The sequence below is a fragment of the Histidinibacterium aquaticum genome, assembly GCF_008710275.1.
GTDB classification, from domain to species: domain Bacteria; phylum Pseudomonadota; class Alphaproteobacteria; order Rhodobacterales; family Rhodobacteraceae; genus Oceanicola; species Oceanicola aquaticus.
In genome coordinates, this window is record NZ_VYQE01000007.1 from 115,239 (window position 1) to 135,163 (window position 19,925).

General features: G+C 66.8%; 22 protein-coding genes and 1 tRNA gene. 3 read left to right on the forward strand and 20 right to left on the reverse strand.

What is annotated here, in order from left to right; translation table 11 throughout:
• Window positions 1-132: 132 nt before the first annotated feature.
• Entirely contained in the window at window positions 133-297 is a 165-nt protein-coding gene (locus F3S47_RS18495; protein ID WP_150446797.1) for a YdcH family protein, read from the forward strand.
• A gap of 141 nt (window positions 298-438) precedes the next feature.
• Here the strand turns inward: F3S47_RS18495 and phbB are convergent, their stop codons facing one another.
• Genes phbB through F3S47_RS18510 form a run of 3 tightly spaced genes read right to left on the reverse strand, consistent with a single transcriptional unit; the run spans window position 439 to window position 3,240 of the window.
• On the reverse strand, window positions 439-1,161 hold the full coding sequence (gene phbB / locus F3S47_RS18500) for an acetoacetyl-CoA reductase (protein ID WP_150446798.1): 723 nt from the start codon (window positions 1,159-1,161) through the stop codon (window positions 439-441).
• A 17-nt stretch (window positions 1,162-1,178) separates the two neighbouring features.
• Window positions 1,179-2,009 (reverse strand): patatin-like phospholipase family protein, encoded by an 831-nt coding sequence (locus F3S47_RS18505; RefSeq protein WP_150446799.1) that lies wholly within the window; start codon window positions 2,007-2,009, stop codon window positions 1,179-1,181.
• A 58-nt stretch (window positions 2,010-2,067) separates the two neighbouring features.
• Window positions 2,068-3,240, reverse strand: a complete 1,173-nt coding sequence (locus tag F3S47_RS18510) for an acetyl-CoA C-acetyltransferase (protein WP_150446800.1) — start codon at window positions 3,238-3,240, stop codon at window positions 2,068-2,070.
• 165 nt (window positions 3,241-3,405) lie between these two features.
• Here F3S47_RS18510 and F3S47_RS18515 point away from each other — a divergent pair, with 165 nt between their 5' ends.
• On the forward strand, window positions 3,406-3,978 hold the full coding sequence (locus tag F3S47_RS18515; protein ID WP_150446801.1) for a DNA-3-methyladenine glycosylase I: 573 nt from the start codon (window positions 3,406-3,408) through the stop codon (window positions 3,976-3,978).
• A 7-nt stretch (window positions 3,979-3,985) separates the two neighbouring features.
• Here F3S47_RS18515 and F3S47_RS18520 read toward each other — a convergent pair whose 3' ends face one another.
• The 15 genes from F3S47_RS18520 to xylF form a co-directional block, all read right to left on the reverse strand.
• Window positions 3,986-4,429, reverse strand: coding sequence for a molybdenum cofactor biosynthesis protein MoaE (locus F3S47_RS18520; RefSeq protein WP_150446802.1), 444 nt, complete (start codon window positions 4,427-4,429; stop codon window positions 3,986-3,988).
• Window positions 4,429-4,674: a molybdopterin converting factor subunit 1 gene (gene moaD / locus F3S47_RS18525; protein WP_150446803.1), complete on the reverse strand. Its 246-nt coding sequence runs from the start codon at window positions 4,672-4,674 to the stop codon at window positions 4,429-4,431. Before moaD ends, F3S47_RS18520 begins: the two co-directional genes overlap by 1 nt.
• The gene (gene pgsA / locus F3S47_RS18530) at window positions 4,674-5,255 is read right to left on the reverse strand and encodes a CDP-diacylglycerol--glycerol-3-phosphate 3-phosphatidyltransferase (RefSeq protein ID WP_150446804.1); all 582 of its coding nucleotides are present in this window, start codon (window positions 5,253-5,255) and stop codon (window positions 4,674-4,676) included. The genes moaD and pgsA overlap by 1 nt, the downstream gene beginning before the upstream one ends.
• A 41-nt stretch (window positions 5,256-5,296) precedes the next feature.
• Window positions 5,297-5,833, reverse strand: a complete 537-nt coding sequence (locus F3S47_RS18535; RefSeq protein WP_150446805.1) for a hypothetical protein — start codon at window positions 5,831-5,833, stop codon at window positions 5,297-5,299.
• Window positions 5,830-6,735: an OmpA family protein gene (locus F3S47_RS18540; protein ID WP_191090242.1), complete on the reverse strand. Its 906-nt coding sequence runs from the start codon at window positions 6,733-6,735 to the stop codon at window positions 5,830-5,832. Before F3S47_RS18540 ends, F3S47_RS18535 begins: the two co-directional genes overlap by 4 nt.
• A gap of 57 nt (window positions 6,736-6,792) precedes the next feature.
• Window positions 6,793-8,673 carry an excinuclease ABC subunit UvrC gene (gene uvrC, locus F3S47_RS18545; RefSeq protein ID WP_150446807.1) on the reverse strand — a complete coding sequence of 627 codons (1,881 nt, stop codon included), beginning with the start codon at window positions 8,671-8,673 and terminating at the stop codon, window positions 6,793-6,795.
• Between the two features lie 288 nt (window positions 8,674-8,961).
• Window positions 8,962-9,741 carry an SDR family oxidoreductase gene (locus tag F3S47_RS18550; RefSeq protein ID WP_150446808.1) on the reverse strand — a complete coding sequence of 260 codons (780 nt, stop codon included), beginning with the start codon at window positions 9,739-9,741 and terminating at the stop codon, window positions 8,962-8,964.
• Window positions 9,738-10,703 (reverse strand): calcium/sodium antiporter, encoded by a 966-nt coding sequence (locus F3S47_RS18555; protein WP_150446809.1) that lies wholly within the window; start codon window positions 10,701-10,703, stop codon window positions 9,738-9,740. Before F3S47_RS18555 ends, F3S47_RS18550 begins: the two co-directional genes overlap by 4 nt.
• On the reverse strand, window positions 10,700-10,861 hold the full coding sequence (locus tag F3S47_RS19490; RefSeq protein WP_191090243.1) for a hypothetical protein: 162 nt from the start codon (window positions 10,859-10,861) through the stop codon (window positions 10,700-10,702). Before F3S47_RS19490 ends, F3S47_RS18555 begins: the two co-directional genes overlap by 4 nt.
• A gap of 1 nt (window position 10,862) precedes the next feature.
• Complete coding sequence (locus F3S47_RS18560; protein WP_150446810.1) at window positions 10,863-11,654, reverse strand: S49 family peptidase; 792 nt, start codon at window positions 11,652-11,654, stop codon at window positions 10,863-10,865.
• A 109-nt stretch (window positions 11,655-11,763) separates the two neighbouring features.
• Window positions 11,764-12,525: an ABC transporter permease gene (locus F3S47_RS18565; RefSeq protein WP_150446811.1), complete on the reverse strand. Its 762-nt coding sequence runs from the start codon at window positions 12,523-12,525 to the stop codon at window positions 11,764-11,766.
• Window positions 12,522-13,454, reverse strand: coding sequence for an ABC transporter ATP-binding protein (locus F3S47_RS18570; RefSeq protein ID WP_150446812.1), 933 nt, complete (start codon window positions 13,452-13,454; stop codon window positions 12,522-12,524). Before F3S47_RS18570 ends, F3S47_RS18565 begins: the two co-directional genes overlap by 4 nt.
• A 97-nt stretch (window positions 13,455-13,551) precedes the next feature.
• Complete coding sequence (locus F3S47_RS18575; protein WP_150446813.1) at window positions 13,552-14,316, reverse strand: ATP-binding cassette domain-containing protein; 765 nt, start codon at window positions 14,314-14,316, stop codon at window positions 13,552-13,554.
• Entirely contained in the window at window positions 14,316-15,608 is a 1,293-nt protein-coding gene (locus tag F3S47_RS18580; RefSeq protein ID WP_150446814.1) for a sugar ABC transporter permease, read from the reverse strand. The genes F3S47_RS18575 and F3S47_RS18580 overlap by 1 nt, the downstream gene beginning before the upstream one ends.
• A gap of 95 nt (window positions 15,609-15,703) precedes the next feature.
• The gene (xylF, locus tag F3S47_RS18585) at window positions 15,704-16,732 is read right to left on the reverse strand and encodes a D-xylose ABC transporter substrate-binding protein (RefSeq protein ID WP_150446815.1); all 1,029 of its coding nucleotides are present in this window, start codon (window positions 16,730-16,732) and stop codon (window positions 15,704-15,706) included.
• 148 nt (window positions 16,733-16,880) lie between these two features.
• On the opposite strand from xylF, the gene F3S47_RS18590 reads away from it, so the two are divergent.
• The gene (locus F3S47_RS18590) at window positions 16,881-18,395 is read left to right on the forward strand and encodes a CRTAC1 family protein (RefSeq protein WP_150446816.1); all 1,515 of its coding nucleotides are present in this window, start codon (window positions 16,881-16,883) and stop codon (window positions 18,393-18,395) included.
• Window positions 18,396-18,410: 15 nt separating this feature from the next.
• On the opposite strand, the gene F3S47_RS18595 is transcribed toward F3S47_RS18590, so the two are convergent.
• Together F3S47_RS18595 and F3S47_RS18600 are read right to left on the reverse strand one after the other, a co-directional pair.
• Window positions 18,411-19,727 (reverse strand): cytochrome-c peroxidase, encoded by a 1,317-nt coding sequence (locus F3S47_RS18595; RefSeq protein ID WP_150446817.1) that lies wholly within the window; start codon window positions 19,725-19,727, stop codon window positions 18,411-18,413.
• Between the two features lie 97 nt (window positions 19,728-19,824).
• Window positions 19,825-19,901 (reverse strand) — tRNA-Met (locus tag F3S47_RS18600).
• Between the last annotated feature and the right edge of the window lie 24 nt (window positions 19,902-19,925).

The following is a 19,925-nucleotide window of genomic DNA, read 5'->3' on the forward strand; positions in this document are numbered from 1 at the left end:
ATTTCGGCATCTCATTGCCGTGTCCCTGCCGCCGCTGCCGCGCAGCGTGACAGGTCGGGGAAACTGTGATGCAGTTGTCATGCGGCTGACACATCCAGGTCGGCCGGGACATAGCCAGAGAGGAGACGCTCCATGAGCCTGAGTTCGCATCTCGAGGAACTGAGGAAGAAGCACAAGAACCTCTCCGACGCGGTGGAACACGCCCACCGCAGCCCATCGTCCGACGCGCTCGAGATCGCTCGGATGAAGAAGCAGAAGCTTCAGATCAAGGAAGAGATCAACCGTCTCGCCAACTGAGGCGTGTTGCCTGTCGGAGCGGCCTGACGGCCGCGCAGGTGTCGCTCGGCCCCGCCGGTGGCGGGCCCGAGCGGTCGGGGGGCTCTGCCCCCCGGTCTGCTGACGCAGACTCCCCCCGCGGTATTTCCCGCTAGATGAAGGTCAGACGAAGAACTGGCCGCCGTTCGCCGTCAGGGTCGAGCCGTTCATGAAGCCGGCGTCGTCGGAGGCGAGGAACGTCACGCAACGCGCGATTTCCTCGGGCTCGCCGAGGCGGCCGGCCGGGATCTGGGCGATGATCGACTCGCGCACCTTCTCCGGGACGGCCATGACCATCTCGGTGGCGATGTAGCCCGGGCAGACCGCGTTGGCGGTGATCCCCTTGGCCGCGCCTTCCTGCGCTAGCGTCTTGACCAGGCCAAGGTCGCCGGCCTTGGTTGCGGCGTAGTTGGCCTGGCCGAACTGGCCCTTCTGGCCGTTGATCGACGAGATCACAATGACCCGGCCGAAACCGCGCTCGCGCATGCCGGGCCAGATCGGGTGGATCGTGTTGAAGACACCGGTGAGGTTGGTGTCGATCACCTCGTGCCACTTCTCGGGGGTCATCTTGTGGAATGGCGCGTCCCGGGTGATCCCGGCGTTGGCCACCACGACCTCGATCGGGCCGAGGTCCGCCTCGACCTGGGCGATGCCGGCCTTGCTCTCCTCGTAGTCGGCGACGTTCCACTTGTAGGTCTTGATGCCCGTCTCGGCGGAGAAAGCCTCGGCCTTCTCGGTGTTGCCGGCGTAACTCGCCGCGACCTCGTACCCCTCGGCCTTGAGCGCCGTCGAGATCGCAGCGCCGATGCCGCGGCTGCCTCCCGTCACCAGTGCGACACGTCCCATCTGTTCCTCCTCCTGAGTCAGTTCCGGTCCTTCAGCCACCGGCGCCCGTCCTCCTCGCCGCAGGCCCAGGTGGCGCGCAGCTTTTCGGGGTCGGTGAAGTCGATCTTGTCTGCGGGGCAGGCCTGCTCCGGCGGCAGGTAGACCCGTCCCTCCGCCTCCGGAACGTTCCGGTAGCGGCGGGTGAGCATGATGAGTGTCCGGCCCTCGTCCGGATCCGGGAAGGGCGCCTGGTCGAACATTCCGCCGTCGATGACCGGCTTGCCGTGCCACATCGGCGGGTCGAAGACCGGCGGGATCGTCGCGGCGGCGCAGATGAGATCGGTGAGGGTCCCTTCGCGGGCGGCTTCACGGGCGTCGACGAGGCTGGCCGAGACGCCGAATTTCTCCGGCAGGCTCATGTGCGGTGAGGAAACCGTGTGCAGCTCGGCCTCGTAGGCGAGCGTCGCCGCGGTGCCCGTGGCCTTGGACCAGCCGTGCGAGGGCGGGTGGCCGATGAGAACCTGGTAGGAGGGCCCGTCGGAGATGATCTGCCGGGCCTCCACGTCGATGACCCGCTCCACGACCTCGCGGTAGATCCGCTGGTGCGGCGTCATGCCGTCGGTTTCGTAGGTGTCCCAGGCGATGTTGCTGTCGGCCTCGGCGAAGCGCTCCATCATCACGTCGAGGACCATCTTCCCCCGGCGGCAGATGAAGCCCGCCGCCGAGAGCGCGCCGCCGGAGACCGAGGCGATCCGCTTCGGATCGAGCCCGATCTCGTCGCGCACGACGTCGACGAAACCGCCCTGCCAGAAGCATCTGAGTCCGCCGCCGGAAAAGACGAGCTGGTCGAAGGGACTCTCTCGGGACATGGCGGCTCCGGCTCGGGAAAGAAGAGACCCGGCCGTTTCGGGCCGGGTCGCGGTGGGCTCAGCGTTCGATGCAGAGGGCGACGCCCATGCCGCCGCCGATGCAGAGCGTGGCAAGTCCCTTCTTGGCGTCGCGCCGCTTCATCTCGAAGAGCAGGGTGTTGAGGACCCGGGCTCCGGAGGCGCCGATGGGGTGGCCGATGGCGATGGCCCCGCCGTTCACGTTCACCTTGTCGGGATCCCAGCCCATATCCTTGTTCACCGCGCAGGCCTGGGCGGCGAAGGCCTCGTTGGCCTCGATCAGGTCGAGATCGTCGACGCTCCAGCCGGCCTTCTCCAGCGCCTTGCGGGAGGCGTGGATCGGGCCGACGCCCATGATCGAGGGGTCGAGGCCGGCCGTGGCGTAGGCGGCGATCCGGCCCATGGGCTCGATCCCGCGCTTCTCGGCCTCGGCGGCGGACATGAGCAGGACGCCGGCAGCGCCGTCGTTGATCCCGGAGGCGTTGCCGGCGGTAACGGAGCCGTCCTTGGCGAAGGCGGGGCGCAGCTTCTGCATGTTGTCGATGGTCGCGCCGTGGCGGATGTACTCGTCCTTGTCGACAACGGTCTCGCCCTTGCGGTGCTTGACGGTGAAGGGGATGACCTCGTCCTGGAACTTCCCGGCGTTCTGCGCCGCCTCGGCCTTGTTCTGCGAGGCGAGCGCGAACTCGTCCTGCTGCTCGCGCGTGATCTGCCACTGCTCGGCCACGTTTTCGGCCGTCTGGCCCATGTGGTAACCGTTGAAGGCGTCCCAGAGACCGTCGCGGATCATCGTGTCGATGTAGGTGACGTCGCCCATCTTGTGGCCCTGCCGCAGGTTCTGGGCATGGGGCGCCATGGACATGTTCTCCTGCCCGCCGGCGGCGACGATGGAGGCGTCGCCGAGCAGGATGTGCTGGGCGCCCAGCGCGACGGCGCGCAGGCCGGAGCCGCAGACCTGGTTGATGCCCCAGGCGGCGCTTTCCTTGGGCAGGCCCGCGTTGATGTGGGCCTGGCGCGCCGGGTTCTGTCCCTGGGCGGCGGTAAGGACCTGGCCGAGGATCGTCTCGGAGACCTCGCCCTTGTCGATGCCCGCCCGCTCGACGATGGCCTCGAGCACGGCGGCGCCGAGATCATGGGCGGGCGTGGTGGCGAAGCTGCCGCCGAAGGAGCCCACGGCGGTGCGGGCGGCGGATGCGATGACGACGTCGGTCATGGGTGACTCCTCCAGACAATTCGGTTCGCGGGACGGTTGCGCCCCGACGTTGCCTCAAGTGGTAAGCGTTGAGTCCTTCCCGCGCAACATGACCTGTTGGCCGGACGGCTGGCGGAGCCGGGTCCGGGCGCCTAGTCTGCTTCGTGGCCGGGACAGGAGACTGACATGACGCGCTGCGCCTGGGCGGGGACCGATCCCGTCTACATCGCCTACCACGACACGGAGTGGGGTGTGCCCGAGTGGGACGCGCGGGCGCTCTGGGAGAAGCTGATCCTCGACGGCTTCCAGGCAGGGCTGAGCTGGATCACCATCCTCAAGCGCAGGGACAACTTCCGGGCCGCGTTCGCCGGGTTCGAGCCGGAGGTCATCGCAGGCTGGAGCGAACCCGAGGTCGAGCGCCTGCTGGCCGATCCCGGGATCATCCGTCACCGCGGAAAGATCGAGGCGACCATCGGTAACGCGCGGGCCTACTGCGAGCTCGGGCAGGACTTCTCCGATTGGTGCTGGTCCTACGTCGACGGTGTGCCGATCCAGACCGACCGGGAAAGCCAGGCCGATGTGCCGGCCTTTACGCCGCTCTCGACGCAGATGTCGAAGGACCTGAAGAAGGCCGGGTTCCGGTTCTGCGGGCCGACCATCGTCTATGCCTGGATGCAGGCCTGCGGGCTGGTCAACGACCATGTGACCGAGTGCCCGAGGCGCGAGGACTGCGCCGCGATGGCGGGCACGGCAGCCTGAGCGCGGCCTACCAGCGAGAGAGCGCGTCCTCGTCGGCGTCCTTCGACTCGACCCAGGCCTCGCCCCGGTCGGTCACTTCCTTCTTCCAGAACGGAGCGCGGGACTTGAGGTAGTCCATGAGGTACTCGGCGGCGGCGAAGGCATCGGCCCGATGGGGCGCCGCGGTCGCGACCATCATGATGGACTCGCCGGGAGCGAGGCGGCCGTGGCGGTGGATTACCATCGCCTCGGTCAGGGCGAACCGGTCGATGGCGGTTTCGACCATCTCCTCGATCGCGCGGCCGGTCATGCCGGGGTAGTGCTCGATCTCCATGTGACGAAGCCCGCCATCCACGTCCCGCACCAGGCCGGAGAAACTGACGACGGCGCCCGCGCCCGCGGCGCGGACAGTAAAGGCGTTGAGCTCGGCACCTGCGTCGAAAGCGTCGGTCTGGACCGAGACCCGGGTCATCAGCCGCCCGTCATCGGCGGGAAGAAGGCGACCTCCCGCGCGCCCTCGATCGGGGCGTCGAACTCGGCCAGCTCCTGGTCGATGGCGACACGCAGCGCGGAGACGTCGGCGAAGGCGGCGGCGTAGCGCTCTTCCTTCGCGCGAAGCTCCTCGACCAATTCGGCCACGGTTCGGGCACGGGTTTCGATCCGCTCCTTCGGCAGGCCGATCCGCTCGCGGACCCAGGCGAAGTAGAGGACGTCCATCACTCCGGCTCCTTCAGGAAGGGCATGGACTTCTGGAAGTAGTCGTAGCCCGTGATCAGCGTCAGGATGGCGGCGATCCAGAGCAGGACGATCCCGGCCCACCCGGCGGCGTCGGCCATCTGCGCCGCCTCATGATGCGTGAAGATCCCCTGGCTGAACAGCACCGCGATGGCGAGCATCTGGGCGGTCGTCTTCCACTTGGCGAGCCAGGTGACCTTGAGCGTCGTCTTGCCCGGTCCGATGTACTCGCGCAGGCCGCTGACGAAGACCTCTCGGAAGATGATCAGCACGGCGGGGAGGACGAGCCAGGGGGACATGTCGGTGTAACCCAGGATCACCGCGAGGGCGATCAGGACCATGGCCTTGTCGGCGATGGGATCCATGGCCGCGCCGAAACGGGTTTCCAGGCCCCAGGCGCGGGCGAGCCGCCCGTCGATCCAGTCGGTTGCCGCCACGCTGGCGAAGACGATCAGCGCCACCCAGTCGGCGAAGGGCCGGTTGAAGTACAGGAAGACGAGCGCGACTCCCGGCGCGGCCAGGAGGCGGAGGATCGTCAGGATGTTGGGTAGGGTCCAGCGCATGGGGATGGCCTATCTCAATGGCGCCCCGGCGGGAAGGGCGGTCACTCGTCCCGCGCGTCGAGGGTGAGGTCGCGGATATCGCCGGCTTCCAGTGCGATGTCGGCGGAGACGCCGGCGGTCTCGACCCTGTAGTCCCCCGTCGGCAGCAGCAGCCGCGTGCCGGTCTCCGGGTGAACGGTGCGTGAGAAGCCGGGTTCCACGCTGCTCACGGTGAGACGGAGCGGATCGCCGGGGTCACGCAGGACCTCGAGCCGGAGCAAGGCGGCGTCGAGGGTGAAGATGCGCGGCTCCACCCGCCCCCGGAGCGCGCGGACTTCGGACCGGATCACCTCGCGCCCGTCGAGACTGCCCGTGACCGTGAGCGGTCCGGCGGGCGTGTGATAGCGGTGAGCCGCACCGCTTTCCTGGGCGGTCGGACCAGACGGGCCTTCGACCTGCCAATCGATACTCTCTGTAATTTCCGGGCCGCCCGGCGCCAGCCGCGCCACGAGCGTGACCCCGGTGGGCCGCCCGAAGAAGACGAGTGCCGTCAGCCCGGCGGCGACGAGGATCGCCGCCAGGAGAAGGCGGCGGCTCATCCGGCGGGAACCACGATGATTTCCACCCGCCGGTTGCGGCTGCGGCCCTCCTCGGTGTCGTTGGTCGCCACGGGCTCGGCTTCCCCTGCGCCCCGGGCAGTGACGGGCGTGTCGAGGCTCGCCTCGGTGCGGAGCCAGTCCTGCACGGCCTCGGCCCGCTCCTGCGACAGGTCCCGGTTATAAGCCTCCGAACCCTGGGCATCGGTGTGGCCCACCACGCGGATCGCGCCGATGTCCCGCTCGCCCAGCGGCGCGACGAGATCCCGGAGCGATGTGCGGGCGGCCTCGGTCAGGTCCGCGCTGTCGAAGGCAAAGAGGACAGCACCGTCGAGCACCAGCCGCTCGGCGCTGCCGATGGCGGCGACCGCGTCGATGTCGGCCCCGGGCCAGCGGTTCTGGCAGAGAACTCCGTCGTCGATCAGGCGGACGAGCGAGAAGCTCTCGCCGGGTTCGACACCATCGGCCTCGGCAATGTCCACGTCCGCGCGGCCGCCCTCGATGGTGCCCAGGGGAATCCAGCGTTCTCCGTCCTGGGAGATCTCGACGAGCGTCCCCTCGACGTCCTCGCCGACCTCGAAGACGTGCAGGTCGGGGCCTTCGATGTCGATGAGGGCATTGTCGGTGAAGCGGTAGGTCACCCGGCCCTCGCAGCCGAGCGTGATGTGGGCCCGGTCGTCGCCGAGTTCGGCATAGTCCGGCGGGCCGAGGCCGGCGGCGGGATCGCGTGCGCTCTCGATCGGAGAGGGCTCCCCCATCTCGTAGCCGGTCACCTCGTCGGCGAAGGACAGGTCGCCGAGCGGGAGCGTGACCTCTCCGCCCTTGCCATCGGGATAGCTCTGCGGGGACTGCGCGAGCGCCGGAGCGGCGACGAGCAGGGCCGCGGTCAGAAGGATCGGTTTCATCTGCATCTCCCTTCGCTTTTCGCAAGGGAAACACAGCGATCCCGACCGGATAAACCCCTAACCGCCCTCATGGAAATGAGCGTAGATCTTCTCTGCCAGCCCCTCGGAGATGCCGTCCACCGCCTTTAGATCGGCGAGATTGGCGCGGCCGACGGCCTTGGCCGAGCCGAAGTGGGCGAGCAGCGCGCGCTTGCGCGTCGCACCGACGCCGGCGATGTCGTCCAGAGGGTTCGCGGCCATCGACTTCGCGCGCTTTGCACGGTGGGTTCCAATGGCGAAGCGGTGGGCCTCGTCCCGCAGGCGCTGGACGAAGTAGAGCACGGGGTCGTTGTGGCGCAGGGCCATGGGGCGCTTGCCATGCCGGTGGAACTCTTCCTTGCCGAGGTCGCGGTCGATCCCCTTGGCGACGCCGATCATGGGAATGTCCTCGACCCCCAGTTCGGCCATGATCTCGTGCACGGCGGAGACCTGCCCCTGCCCGCCGTCGATCAGGAGGAGGTCCGGCCAGGTGCCGGACTGCCGGTCCGGGTCCTCTTTCAGGAGGCGTTTGAACCGGCGGGTGAGAACTTCCTTCATCATGCCGAAGTCGTCGCCCGGCGTGAGGTCTTCTCCCTTGATGTTGAACTTGCGGAACTGGTTGCGCTCCAATCCCTCCGGCCCCGCGACGACCATGGCGCCCACGGCGTTGGTGCCCATGATGTGGGAGTTGTCGTAGACCTCGATCCGCTGGGGCACGTCGGGCAGGTCGAAGGCCTCGGACAGCCCGCGGAGCAGACGCCCCTGCGTGGCGGTCTCCGACATCTTGCGGGCAAGGCTCTCGCGGGCGTTCCGGAGGGCGGAAGAGACGATCTCGGCCTTTTCCCCGCGTTGCGGCACCGTGACTTCGACCTTGCGGCCGGCCTTCTCGGAGAGGGCCTCCGTCATCAGGTCCGCGTTGTCGAGCCCGTGCGATAGCAGCAGCAGGCGCGGCGGCTCGCGGTTCGCGTAGAACTGGCCGATGAAGGCTTCCATGATCTCGGACGGATCCTCGTCGCCCGAGATGCGCGGATAGTAGTCGTGATTGCCCCAGTTCTGGTTGGAGCGGATGAAGAAGACCTGGACGCAGGCCTGCCCGCCATCGGTATGAAGCGCGATCACGTCGGCCTCGGCGGTGGTCTGCGGATTGATCCCCTGGGCACTCTGCACCTGGGTCAGCGCGCGGATACGGTCGCGCAGGGCGGCGGCGCGCTCGAACTCCATGGCCTCGGAGGCCTCCTGCATCTGCGCGGCGAGCTGCTCTTGGACCTTGGTCGTCGAGCCCTTCAGGAAGCGTTCGGCATCCTTCACGAGCCAGCGGTAGTCCTCCTTCGAGATATGTCCCACGCAGGGGGCGCTGCACCGCTTGATCTGGTAGAGCAGGCAGGGACGCGTGCGGGTCTCGAAAACACTGTCCGAGCAATTGCGCAGCAGGAAGACCTTCTGGAGCTGGTTGAGAGTCCGGTTCACGGCGCCTGCACTGGCGAAGGGGCCGTAGTAGTCGCCCTTTTCCTTCTTCGCGCCGCGGTGCTTCTTGATCTGAGGGTAGTCGTGGTCCTTGGCGACGAGGATGTTCGGGAAGGATTTGTCGTCGCGCAGCAGCACGTTGAACTTGGGCTTGAGCTGCTTGATGAGATTCTGCTCGAGCAGCAGGGCCTCGGTCTCGGTCCTCGTCGTCAGGAACATCATCGAGGCCGTCTCGCGGATCATCCGGGCGATCCGGGGCGAGTGGCCGGTCGGACGGGCATAGCTCGAAACACGAGCCTTCAAATTCCGCGCCTTGCCGACGTAGAGCACGCGGCTCTCGCTATCGAGCATGCGGTAGACGCCCGGAGAGCTCTCCAGATTGCGTAGATAGGACTGGATGCACCGGTGCCCCGTGAGAGGCGAATCGGTCCGATTTTCAGAGGGCTGTTCGGTCATCTCGACGGGCTTCGATTCGCGGGCCGCGCTGCAATGGTAGCGTCACGCGGGCAAGAGTTAAGGTATCCACGAATTCTGGGGATAACTCTGTGGGACAGTTCTGGTCAGGTCGGATTTTTCCTTGGTTTTTCACCGTTTCGTTACATTGACTAATTTTTAAGCACTATCATAACTGGTTGTTTGCAAAAGATATTATTTTCGCATGGCGACCACAGCGTCATACCGGCCCAAAACCCTATGTCATATGCCATAGACAGCCGGCGCGGTGCACAAGTCGACGCGGATCGTCTATCCGACGCCCATTTCGTCGGCCGTCTGCCAGATCAGGTGCTGCCCGCCGTCGACGCAAAGAAGTTGCCCGGTAACCGCCGGCGAATCGATGAAGAATCCCAACGCGGTGCAGATGTCGGACGGATTCGACCCGCGCTCCAGGATCGTCGCCGCCCGCTGCCCGGCGAAATGGTCGTCGGGCTGCCGCGCGCCCTGTAGCGTGGGCCCGGGTCCGATGGCGTTCACGCGGACGCGCTTGCCCAAGGATTGCGCTGCTGTCCGGGTGAAGGCCCAGAGCCCGGCCTTGGCGATCGTGTAGGTCATGTGCTCGGGCGTGAGCTTGCGGACTTTCTGATCTATCAGGTTCACGACCAGACCCTGCGCCACCGGCTCGCCGTTTTCGTCGTCGCTCGGCTCCGGGATATTCCCGGCCATCGCCTGCGTGAGGACGAAGGGCGCCCGGAGGTTGCTCTCCATGTGCCGGTCCCAGCCGTCCCGGGTCGCGCTCTTGAGCGTGTCGTACTCGAAGATCGAGGCGTTGTTCACGAGGCAGGTGATCGGCCCGCCCAGCGCCTCCATCGCCGCGGGGATCAGGCCCTGCGTCTCGCTCTCGACGGTGAGGTCGGCCCGCACCGCCGCCGCCCGCCGTCCCAGGTCGCGGATGTCCTGAGCCGTCTGCTCGGCGGCCTCGGCGGAGGCGCCGTAGTGCACGACGACATCGTAGCCGCGTTCGGCCAGGTAGAGTGCCATCGCGCGGCCCAGGCGCTTGGCGCCTCCGGTGACGAGAGCCCGGGTCATGTCAGCAGCAGTCCCATGTAGCCAAGATAGAGCAGGACGAAGGCGATGCCCCAGGCACGGCCCATGTCGCGACCTAGGAAGACGAAGGGAATGAGGATGAGCGAGGCGCCGAGCATGATCCAGAGGTCCTCGGTCAGGAAGCGCTGCTCGACCGGGATCGGCCCGACGAGGGACGCGACCCCGATGATGCCGAGCAGGTTGAACATGTTGGAACCGATGACGTTGCCGAAGGCCACGTCGGCCTGCTTGCGCAGCGCGGCCATGACCGTGGTCGCGAGCTCCGGAAGCGAGGTGCCGACCGCTACCAGGGACAGACCGATCACCGTCTCGGACACGCCGAAGGTCCGGGCGATCCTCGTCGAGCCGTCCACGAGGAGGTCCGCGCCCAGCGGCAGGCCCACGAGGCCCAGCGCGAGGTAGAACAGGATCCGCGGCCAGCCGAGGCTGGGATCGGCGCCTTCGAGTTCTTCTTCCTCTTCCTGCTCGACCGCCGCCGCGATGCCTTCGCGCCGGTGAGCGCGGGCGGCGCGGGCTGCGTGAACCAGCATCGCGGTCAAAGCAGCAAGCAGGACCAGGCCATCGATCCATGTGATCGGGCCGAGGAAGCAGATGACGATGAAGAGGGCCGTGGCGGCGAGCATCTGCAGGTAGCTGTCGCGCGTGTCACACTTAGAAGTGTGCATCACGGCGAGGATCGCCGGCACACCGAGTACCAGCAGGACGTTGGCCGTGTTGGAGCCCACGACGTTGCCGAGCGCGATCCCCGGGACGCCGGCCCAGATGGCCTGCACCGAGATCAGGAGCTCCGGCGCCGAGGTTCCGAAGGCCACCACGGTGAGCGACACGATCAGCGCCGGGATCCCCAGCCGGAGGGCGAGGTTCACCGCGCCCTTGACGAGGCTGTCGCCGGCCAGGAGCAGGATCACCAACCCCAGGCCAACATAGATCCAATCGAGCATCATGTGTCTTCGTTTCCACAGGGACAGGGGCCGGAGCCGATGCGGGGACGGCCGCAGGCGGCGCACTTCTTGGGCCGGCCCAGACGCGGCATGCGCAGGCGTCCGAACATGGCGAGCACGGCCATTCCGATCAGGAAGAGGGTGACGATCTTGACGATCACGTCAGAGACCGAACCTTGCGTATGCGGCCCGATCCTCGAGCTCGGCCAGGGCGCTCCCGGTGGCCTGGGCTCCGAGCCGCTGGAAGAGCGAGCGGCGCGGACCGAAGCGGCGGAAGGTGGTCTTCTTGCCGTAACGGTCCTTCATCATCGGCACGAGGTGCCCGACGCCGTCGGCGAGGCCCTTCTCCACCGCGGTCTGGCCGACCCAGAACTCGCCGGTGAAGAGCCCCGGGTCGTCGGCGAGCTTGGGCCCGCGCCGCGTCGTCACGTGGGATTTGAAGGCGTCGTGTATTTGCTCGAGGATCCGGTCGAGCCGCTCGACATCCTCGGGCTTTTCCGGGCGGAACGGGTCCATGAAGCTCTTGGAGCCCCCGGCGGTGTGAACGCGCCGCTCGATCCCGTAGCGCCCGATCAGCTCGTGCAGGCCGAAGCCCGCGGAGATCACGCCGATCGAGCCGACGATGGACGAAGGGTCGACATAGATTTCGTCGGCCGCGGCCGCGAGCCAGTAGCCGCCCGAAGCGGCGACGTCCTCGACGAAGGCGTAGACCGGAACGTTCTTTTCGTCCGCGAGGCGGCGGATGCGCGCGCCGATCAGGGAGCTCTGGACCGGCGAGCCGCCGGGAGAACTGATCTGGAGAGCGACCGCCTTGGGCTTGCCGCGAAAAGCTTTCTCGATCGTCTGGGCGAGGCCTGCATCGTCCAGTCCGCGCGCGCCGATACCGATGGCGCCCTGCAGCCTGACGACCGAAACCCGCGGCTGCGTCGGGACGAATGGATTGAACCGGCTCATGCCGCCTGACATAGGCCGAGCGGCCCAGAGCAACAAGGGCGCGCGGCGCTGCTGTCGTGACTGCGGAACGGTCTCGTGACGTGCCGCGGGGTCAGCCGGATCGGGGGCTCTACTGGCGCAGCCGCCAGCCGGTGCGGAAGATCCACCAGATCACCGCGAGGCAGAGCCCGGTGAACGTCGCGATGGCCAGCAGGCTGATGCCGATGGGCACGTCTGCCATGCCGAAGAAGGACCAGCGGAAGCCCGAGATCAGGTAGACGACCGGGTTGAAGAGCGCGACGGTCTGCCAGTTCTCCGGCAGCATGGAGATCGAGTAGAAGGATCCGCCTAGGAAGACGAGCGGCGTGATTACCAGAAGCGGGATCAGCTGGAGCTGCTCGAAGTTACTGGCCCAGATGCCGATGATGAATCCGAGCAGCGCGAAACTCACGCAGGTCAACACCATGAAGGCGAGCATCGCCGGCCAGTTCTGGATCTCGATATCGACGAAGAAGTTCGCCGTGGCGAGGATGACGAGGCCGATGAACATGGCCTTTGTCGCCGCCGCGCCGACATAGCCCAGCGTGATCTCGAGAAAGTTGATGGGCGCCGACAGGTGCTCGTAGATCGTCCCGATGAACTTCGGGAAGTAGATGCCGAAGCTGCCGTTCGAGGTCGCCTGCTGCATGACCGACAGCATGATCAGCCCCGGCACGATGAAGGCGCCGTAGCTCACGCCCTCGACCTGGTCGATCCGGCTGCCGATCGCGGCACCGAAGACGACGAAGTAGAGAGAGGTCGAGACCACCGGAGAGATGAAGCTCTGGAGAAGCGTGCGGAAGAACCGCGTCATCTCGAAGCGGTAGATCGCCTTGATCGCGTGCAGGTTCATCGCTTCTGGTCCTCGGTCACCAGACCCACGAAGATCTCCTCGAGCGAGGACTGGCGGGTCTGCAGGTCGGACATCTGGAGCCCGGCCTTCTGGATGTCGTTCAGCAACGCCGTGATCCCGGTGCGGTCGGCGTGAGTGTCGTAGGAATAGATCACGGCGCGCCCGTCCGGAGCGAGCTCGAGGCCGCGATCCGAAAGTTCCGGCGGAAGTTGCTCGATCGGGTTGTCGAGCTCGACGCGCAGCTCCTTGCGGCCGAGCCGGGTCATCAGGGCGGTCTTCTCCTCGACCAGCTTGATCTCGCCGCGCGAGATCACCGCGATGCGGTCGGCGATGGCCTCGGCCTCTTCGATGTAGTGCGTCGTCAGGATGATCGTGGTGCCGTTCTTCTTCAGGTCGGCCACCACGTGCCACATGTCCTTGCGCAACTCGACGTCGACGCCGGCAGAGGGCTCGTCCAGGAACAGCACCTTGGGCTCGTGGCTCAGCGCCTTCGCGATCAGGACGCGCCGCTTCATGCCTCCGGACAGCTCCTTGATCTTGGCGTCCTTCTTCTCGTGCAGCGACAGCTGGTGAAGGAGCTTCTCGATGTAGGCGTCGTTCTTCGGCATACCGAAGAGCCCGCGTGAAAAGCGGACCGTGTTGATCACCTTCTCGAAGGGCTCGAGGTTGATCTCCTGGGGGACGAGGCCGATCATCGACCGCGTCTGCCGGAATTCCGTCTGGCTGTCGTAGCCGCCGACGGTGATCGTGCCAGAGGTGGGGACTGCGATGCCGCAAACCGTCGAGATCAGGGTCGTCTTGCCGGCGCCGTTCGGCCCGAGGAGCGCGATGATCTCGCCCTCCTCGATATCCAGGTTCACCCCGTCGAGCGCGGTGAAGCCGGTGTCGAAACGCTTCACCAGATCCTTGACGGAGACGATGGGGGACATTCTTCCGGGCCTTCGATGATGACGAGCGGGAGGTAGGCCCGAAGGCGCGGGGAGTCCAGCCGAGACCCCCCTGCGCGTTGGCGCACCGCGCGGCCGGTCAGGCCGCGAGATGCTCCGGTTTCTTGCCGGCGATGATCATCGCCAGGAGGTCGTCGGTGCTGACCTGGTCGACGTCCACGACACCGATGAGCTCGCCGTTCTTCATGACGGCGGCCCGGTCGCAGAGCTCCTTCACCTGGTGCACGTCGTGGTCGATGAGGAAGATACCGAGGCCCTGGCGCTTCAGCTCCTGGATGAGCTCGGCCACCATCCTCGTTTCCTGCGGCCCGAGCGCGGCGGTCGGCTCGTCCATGATGAGGATCTTCGCCTGGAAGTAGACCGCCCGGGCGATGGCGACCGACTGCCGCTGGCCGCCGGAGAGCGCCGAGACCGGCGCGGCGAACTTGCGGAAGTTGGGGTTGAGGCGCTGGAAGATCTTGCGCGTCTCCGCCTCCATCGCGGCGTCATCCACGAAGCCGAGCGGGGTCGTCAGCTCCCGCCCGAGGAACAGGTTCGACGCGGCATCGAGGTTATCGGCCAGCGCGAGCGTCTGGTAGATCGTCTCGATGTTGTGGTCGCGCGCGTCGCGCGGGTTCTCGATCGAGACCTTCTCGCCATTGACGAAGATCTCGCCCGCGTCCTGGCGATAGGCGCCCGAGAGGCACTTGATGAGCGTCGACTTGCCGGCGCCGTTGTGCCCCAGAAGGCCGACCACCTCGCCAGGGTAGAGGTCGATCGAAACGTGGTCGACCGCTCGGATGCCGCCGAAGGAGATCGAGATGTCCTTCATTTCGACGAGGGGGGTTCCGCTGCGATCGACCATCAGGCTGCTCCCGTACGCTTGCGGTAGATGATGTCCACGAGGACGGCGAGCACCAGCACCGCGCCCACGACGATGTTCTGGAACGGCGCGTCGACGCCGACCATCGCCATGCCGGACTGCAGGGACTGCATGATCAGCGCGCCGAGGATGGCGCCGTAGATCGTGCCCATTCCGCCGGAGAGAGCCGTGCCGCCGATAACGGCCGCGGCGATGACGCGAAGCTCGTCCAGCGTGCCGATGTCGTTGGAGTGGAACGACAGGCGCGCCGAGGCGACGAGACCGGCGAGCGCGCAGAGCACGCCCATGATGGCGAAGACCTTGACCGTGAGCAGCCGGGTGTTGATGCCCGAAAGCTCTGCCGCGTCGGGGTTGCCGCCGGTGGCGAAGATGTAGCGGCCGAGGCGGGTGCGGCGGGCGACGATGGTCATCACCACGGCGACCGCGATCAGCAGCAGCACGGAGTACGGCACGCCGTAGCCCTCGGTGTAGCCCTCCGGCATGGTCGTGCCGGACGCCTCGAACCTCTGGGCCAGAACGCGCGAAGGCACGTCGTAGCTGTTGAGGATCCAGACGAAGCCGAGGATCAGGACGGCGGCCACGAGCATGAGCGCGAACTCGGCCCACATCGGCTTGACCGGGAACTCGTGCCGGATGCGCGCGCGGCGGGCAGACACGATGGCAAAGCCCGCGGCGACTACGGCGATCACGCCGAGTATCCAGCTGCCGAGTTCGCCCATGGTGCCGGAGATGCCGCCGAGCAGGGTAAAGGTGTCGTTGAGCGGGCCGATGGTCTGACCGGTGGTCAGGTACCAGGCCACGTTCCGCCAGACCAGCAGACCGCCGAGCGTCACGATGAAGGCGGGCACGCCGAGGTAGCCGATGATGTAGCCCTGGAACGCACCGACGATGGCGCCGGTCAGGACGCCGACGAGGATGGCGATGGGAGCGATAATCGGGCTGTTCAGTTCGAATCCCATGCCCGGCAGGACCTGCGTCTGCGCCATCGCCATCATCGCCGAACAGGTGGCGAGGAGCGAACCGACCGAGAGGTCGATGTGCCGGGTCACGATGACGAAGACCATGCCCGTCGCCATGATGGCGACCGAGACGGTCTGGATCGTCAGGTTGAAGATGTTGCGGGGGGTCAGGAAGCGACCGTCCGTCAGCAGGTTGAACATGATGCAGACGACGGCGAAGGCCCCGATCATGCCGAGAAGACGGGTATCGAGTTCGAGCGTCTGGAAGAAGGACTTGCGCTGGGACTGGCCCGTCGATGCGCTGGCGTCGGCCATTTGGCTATCCCCTGTCAGAGACGAACCGGGCGGCTCTTGCCGCCCGGATCTGGTGTGGCGGCGAGGTCAGTCAGGACCCCGCCGTCGGTTCAGTATCAGTTACAGGGCGCGGGACCGTTCTCGACACCCTGGCAGAGCTCTTCCTGGCTGATCCAGCCGGCGTCAACCACGACGTTGAGGTTGTCCTGCGTGACCGGAACCGGCTCGAGGAACTCGGCCCACAGTTCGGTGCCGGCGGGGGAGGTCCACTGCTCGGCGCCCTCGATCTCGGACATCTCGGTGCCGTTGGCCATCGAGACGGCGATCTCGCCGGCGCGGCGGCCGAGGTCCCGGGCGTCCTTCCAGACGGAGACCGTCTGCGTGCCCTGGGCGATGCGGTTCAGAGCGGCGGTGTCGCCGTCCTGGCCGGAGACCGGGATGCCGCCCATGCCCTGGGCTTCCAGAGCGGCGACGGCGCCACCGGCGGTGCCGTCGTTGGAGGCGACGACAGCGTCGACGTTGTTGTCGTTCGCCGTCAGGATCTGCTCCATGTTCCGCTGCGCGTTCGCGGGGAGCCACTGGTCGGTGTAGGCTTCGCCGACGATGGTGATGTCACCGGCGTCGATGGCGTCCTGCAGGACTTCCTGCTGACCTTCGCGGAGGAAGTCCGCGTTCGGGTCGGTCGGCGAGCCCTTGATCATGACGTAGTTGCCCTCGGGCTGGGCCTCGAGAACGGCGCGTGCCTGCATCCGGCCGACCTCGATGTTGTCGAAGGTCAGGTAGAAGGCGCGCGGGTCCTCGATCAGGCGGTCGTAGCCCACGACCGGAATGCCGTTGTTGGCGGCAAGCTCGACGGCGGGGATGATCGCCTGGCTGTCCTGCGCGAGGATGATGAGCGCGTCGGCGCCCTGGCTGATCAGCGACTCGACGTCGGACAGCTGCTTGGACGAGGACGACTGCGCGTCGGCCGAGATGTATTCGGCGCCGGCCTCTTCGAGAGCGGCCTGGATCGCGGCTTCGTCGGTCTTCCAGCGCTCTTCCTGGAAGTTGGACCAGCTGACGCCAACGGTGGGGCCATCTTGGGCAAAGGCGGGCACGGCGGCGGTCGCCGCCAGCGCGGTGGCGAGCAAGGTTCTTCTGAGCATTCTCTTAACCTCCCTGAGAGTGCATCATGTACTCTGTCCGGCGATGTTAGCGCCAAACCGCCCACATCATGGCCGAAGTTCTCATGCTGTCAACGGTTGCCGCCGGACGTAGCCTCGCTAGGCTGCGCATGCTTCGGGAGGATTTTCGATGACCATTCGCGGCCTTGCAGGTGTATTCCTGACCATATTTGCGAGCGCATCATGGGCCGATGGCGTCAAATTCGCGCAGCGACCTGAGGCCTTTCCCGTGGAGCACATCTACTCCGGCGGGTGGGAGCATTTCGTCGGCGGCGGGGTCGCTGTCTTCGACTGCAACGGCGACTCGCGGCCGGACGTGTTTGCCGCAGGCGGCGCCGAACCGGCGCGGCTCTTCGTGAACGCGACGGAAGACTCCGGGGCGCCGATCCGGTTCACCTTGGCCGCGGAGGGTGAGGCCTCCGTTACCGGCGCCTACCCGCTCGACATCGACGGCGACGGCCACCTCGACCTCGCCGTGCTGCGGGTCGGCGCGAACCGGCTGATGAAGGGCGACGGAGATTGCGGCTTTTCCGACGCCAGCGCCGAGTGGGGCTTCGACGGGGGCGAGTCCTGGTCGACGGCCTTCTCCGCGACCTGGGAGCCCGGCGAGGTCCGCCCGACGCTCGCCGTCGGCAACTACGTCGACCGCGAGGACCCGGAGGGGCCCTTTGGCGCCTGCGACGAGAATGCCCTCTACCGCCCGGACGGCGAAGATTATGGAGCTCCGGACGTTATCGCACCGGGGTGGTGCGCGCTCTCGATGCTCATCTCCGATTGGCGCAGAAGCGGCACGCCCGAGCTGCGCATTTCAAACGACCGTCACTACTACATCCGCGGCGGATACGAAGAGATGTGGCGGCTCGATCCGCTCGAGCCTCGCACCGAGGCGGATGGCTGGGAGAAGGTGTCGCTCTGGGGAATGGGCATCGCCTCGGCCGACATCACCGGTGACGGCCTGCCCGAGGTCATGCTGACCTCGATGGGCGACCAACTGCTCCAAATCAACGAAGGTACCGCGATGCGCAACGCGCCCTTCGACGTGGGTGCCGCGGCCCAGAGGCCCTACCAGGGAGACGACGGCCGACCGTCGACCGGGTGGCACGCCGAGTTCGGGGACGTGGACAACGACCGACGGCTCGACCTCTTCATCGCGAAGGGGAACGTCGACCAGATGCCCTCCAACGCGATGTCGGATCCGAACAACCTGCTCATGCAGGGAGCCGACGGTCGCTTCAGCGAGATGGGCGGCAAGGCCGGTATCGCCGATCCGGTCCGCTCCCGGGGCGGCGCGCTCGCGGATTTCGACGGCGACGGGCGGCTAGACCTGATCGTGAGCGCACGCCGCGCGCCGCTCAAGGTCTGGCAGAACGTGACGGAGGCCACCGGCAACTGGCTGGCGGTCGAGCCGCGGATGCCCGGTCCCAACACCCGGGCCATCGGGGCCTGGGTCGAAGTGAAGGCCGGCGACGAAGTACGGGCCCGGGAGGTCACGGTCGGCGGCGGTCACGTCGGCGGCCAGGCTGGACCGGTGCATTTCGGCCTTGGCGAGGCCACGTCGGCCGAGGTCCGCATCATTTGGCCGGACGGTGAGACCTCGGACTGGCAAAGTCTCGAAGCCGGCAGGAGCCACCAGGTGACGAGGTGACGCCTGCCGCGCCGGTTACCGCTCGACGGGAAGACCCGAGGGAACGGCATCCGGAATTCCGAGACGACCCGAAAGCGAGGCCTCGTCGGTCAGTGCGGCCAGGAAGGCCATGAGGGCGTCGATGTCTTGCTCACCGAGCGCAACCGGATCGCCACCGACGGCCGCCGCGATCGCGTCCCGATCCTCGGCTGAGGTCATCACCGTCCAATCTCCCTTGATCCCGTCGAGGGTCGGAAGTTTGGCTTCTTGTGAATAGGTCGTGAGGGCCGCCGCGGGATCCAGGTGATCGAGGACGAACCGGCGCAGGTCGGTATGTCCGCCGGCGTGGCCCCATGGACCGGTCTCGACAACGTTGCGGAGCATCGGCGTCCGGAAGGCGTAGGCGTCCTCCGTTCGTCCGGTGACCCGCATCCGCCCGATATCACGCTGGTGGCTTTCGAAACGCTCGGCTTTCCCGGGACCGAGTTGCGGGACCGCCATCGCGTGAAACTCCTGGTCACTCAGAAGCGGCCCGGCGTGACACTCGGAACACCCGGCGTCACCGAAGAAGAGCTCCATCCCACGCGCGGCCTCTCCGGTCAGCGGCGCCTCCCCGCGCAGGTGGCGGTCGAACGGGCTGTCGTCGGCGCGCCATTCATGAGCCATGAAGGCGGCGATCGCATTGGATATATCGGTAAAGGCGATGTCCGCCCCGGCTTCGATCTCCGGATAGGCCGCCTCGAAGGCTTGCTGGTAGGCCGGTATCGCCGCGACCCGCTGGGCGATCAGGTCCCAGGCCCCGCCCTCCCCGGTAAGCCGACCCTGACGGACCGCCAGGGAGATCTCACTTTCCTGGTAGTGCCCGGCCATTTCGTCAGGGGACAGCACGGGAAACATGGTCTGGGCCGAGAGGATCCCGTCGAACCCCGCGACCATCTCGTCTTCGAGTGGTGTGCGAAATCCGGCCGGGCGGTCTGGATCCTCCTCGATCCGGCCGTCCGCGAAGAGCACGCGGATATCGTCGTGGCCGAGGTTGAACAGGGCCGTAGCATTGCGCGGGATGCGCTGTTCGGGAGGATTGTCCGGATTGGCGATCCTTTCGGGCCCCAGGCCTTTCCCGCCGTCCCCTATGCCCAGCGACACGCCGTCACCGGTCGCGAAATTCGGGTGATGGCACGTCGCGCAAGACACCTCGCGGCTGCCCGAGAGGATCGGATCGTAGAAGAGAAGCTGTCCGAGCTCGACCTCCGTCATTTCGGCTTCCGGGAACTCCGCGGCGTCCAGCGGCGCGGGCAGCGGATCGGCCAGGGCCGGCGCGGAGACTGAGAGGAACAGAAAGACGGTCAGTCGCATGCGGCGACGATCCGTTCTCTGTCTTTTGTGGTCAAGAGCTTGGGCGTTGGTGCGGGGTCTGTTTGGCCGCCGGAGCGCGCTTTTTGGGGCGTTTTTTTGGTTGCGGGGAGAGGATTTGAACCTCTGACCTTCAGGTTATGAGCCTGACGAGCTACCGGACTGCTCCACCCCGCGCCAATTGGTGTCGATCGGAACTTC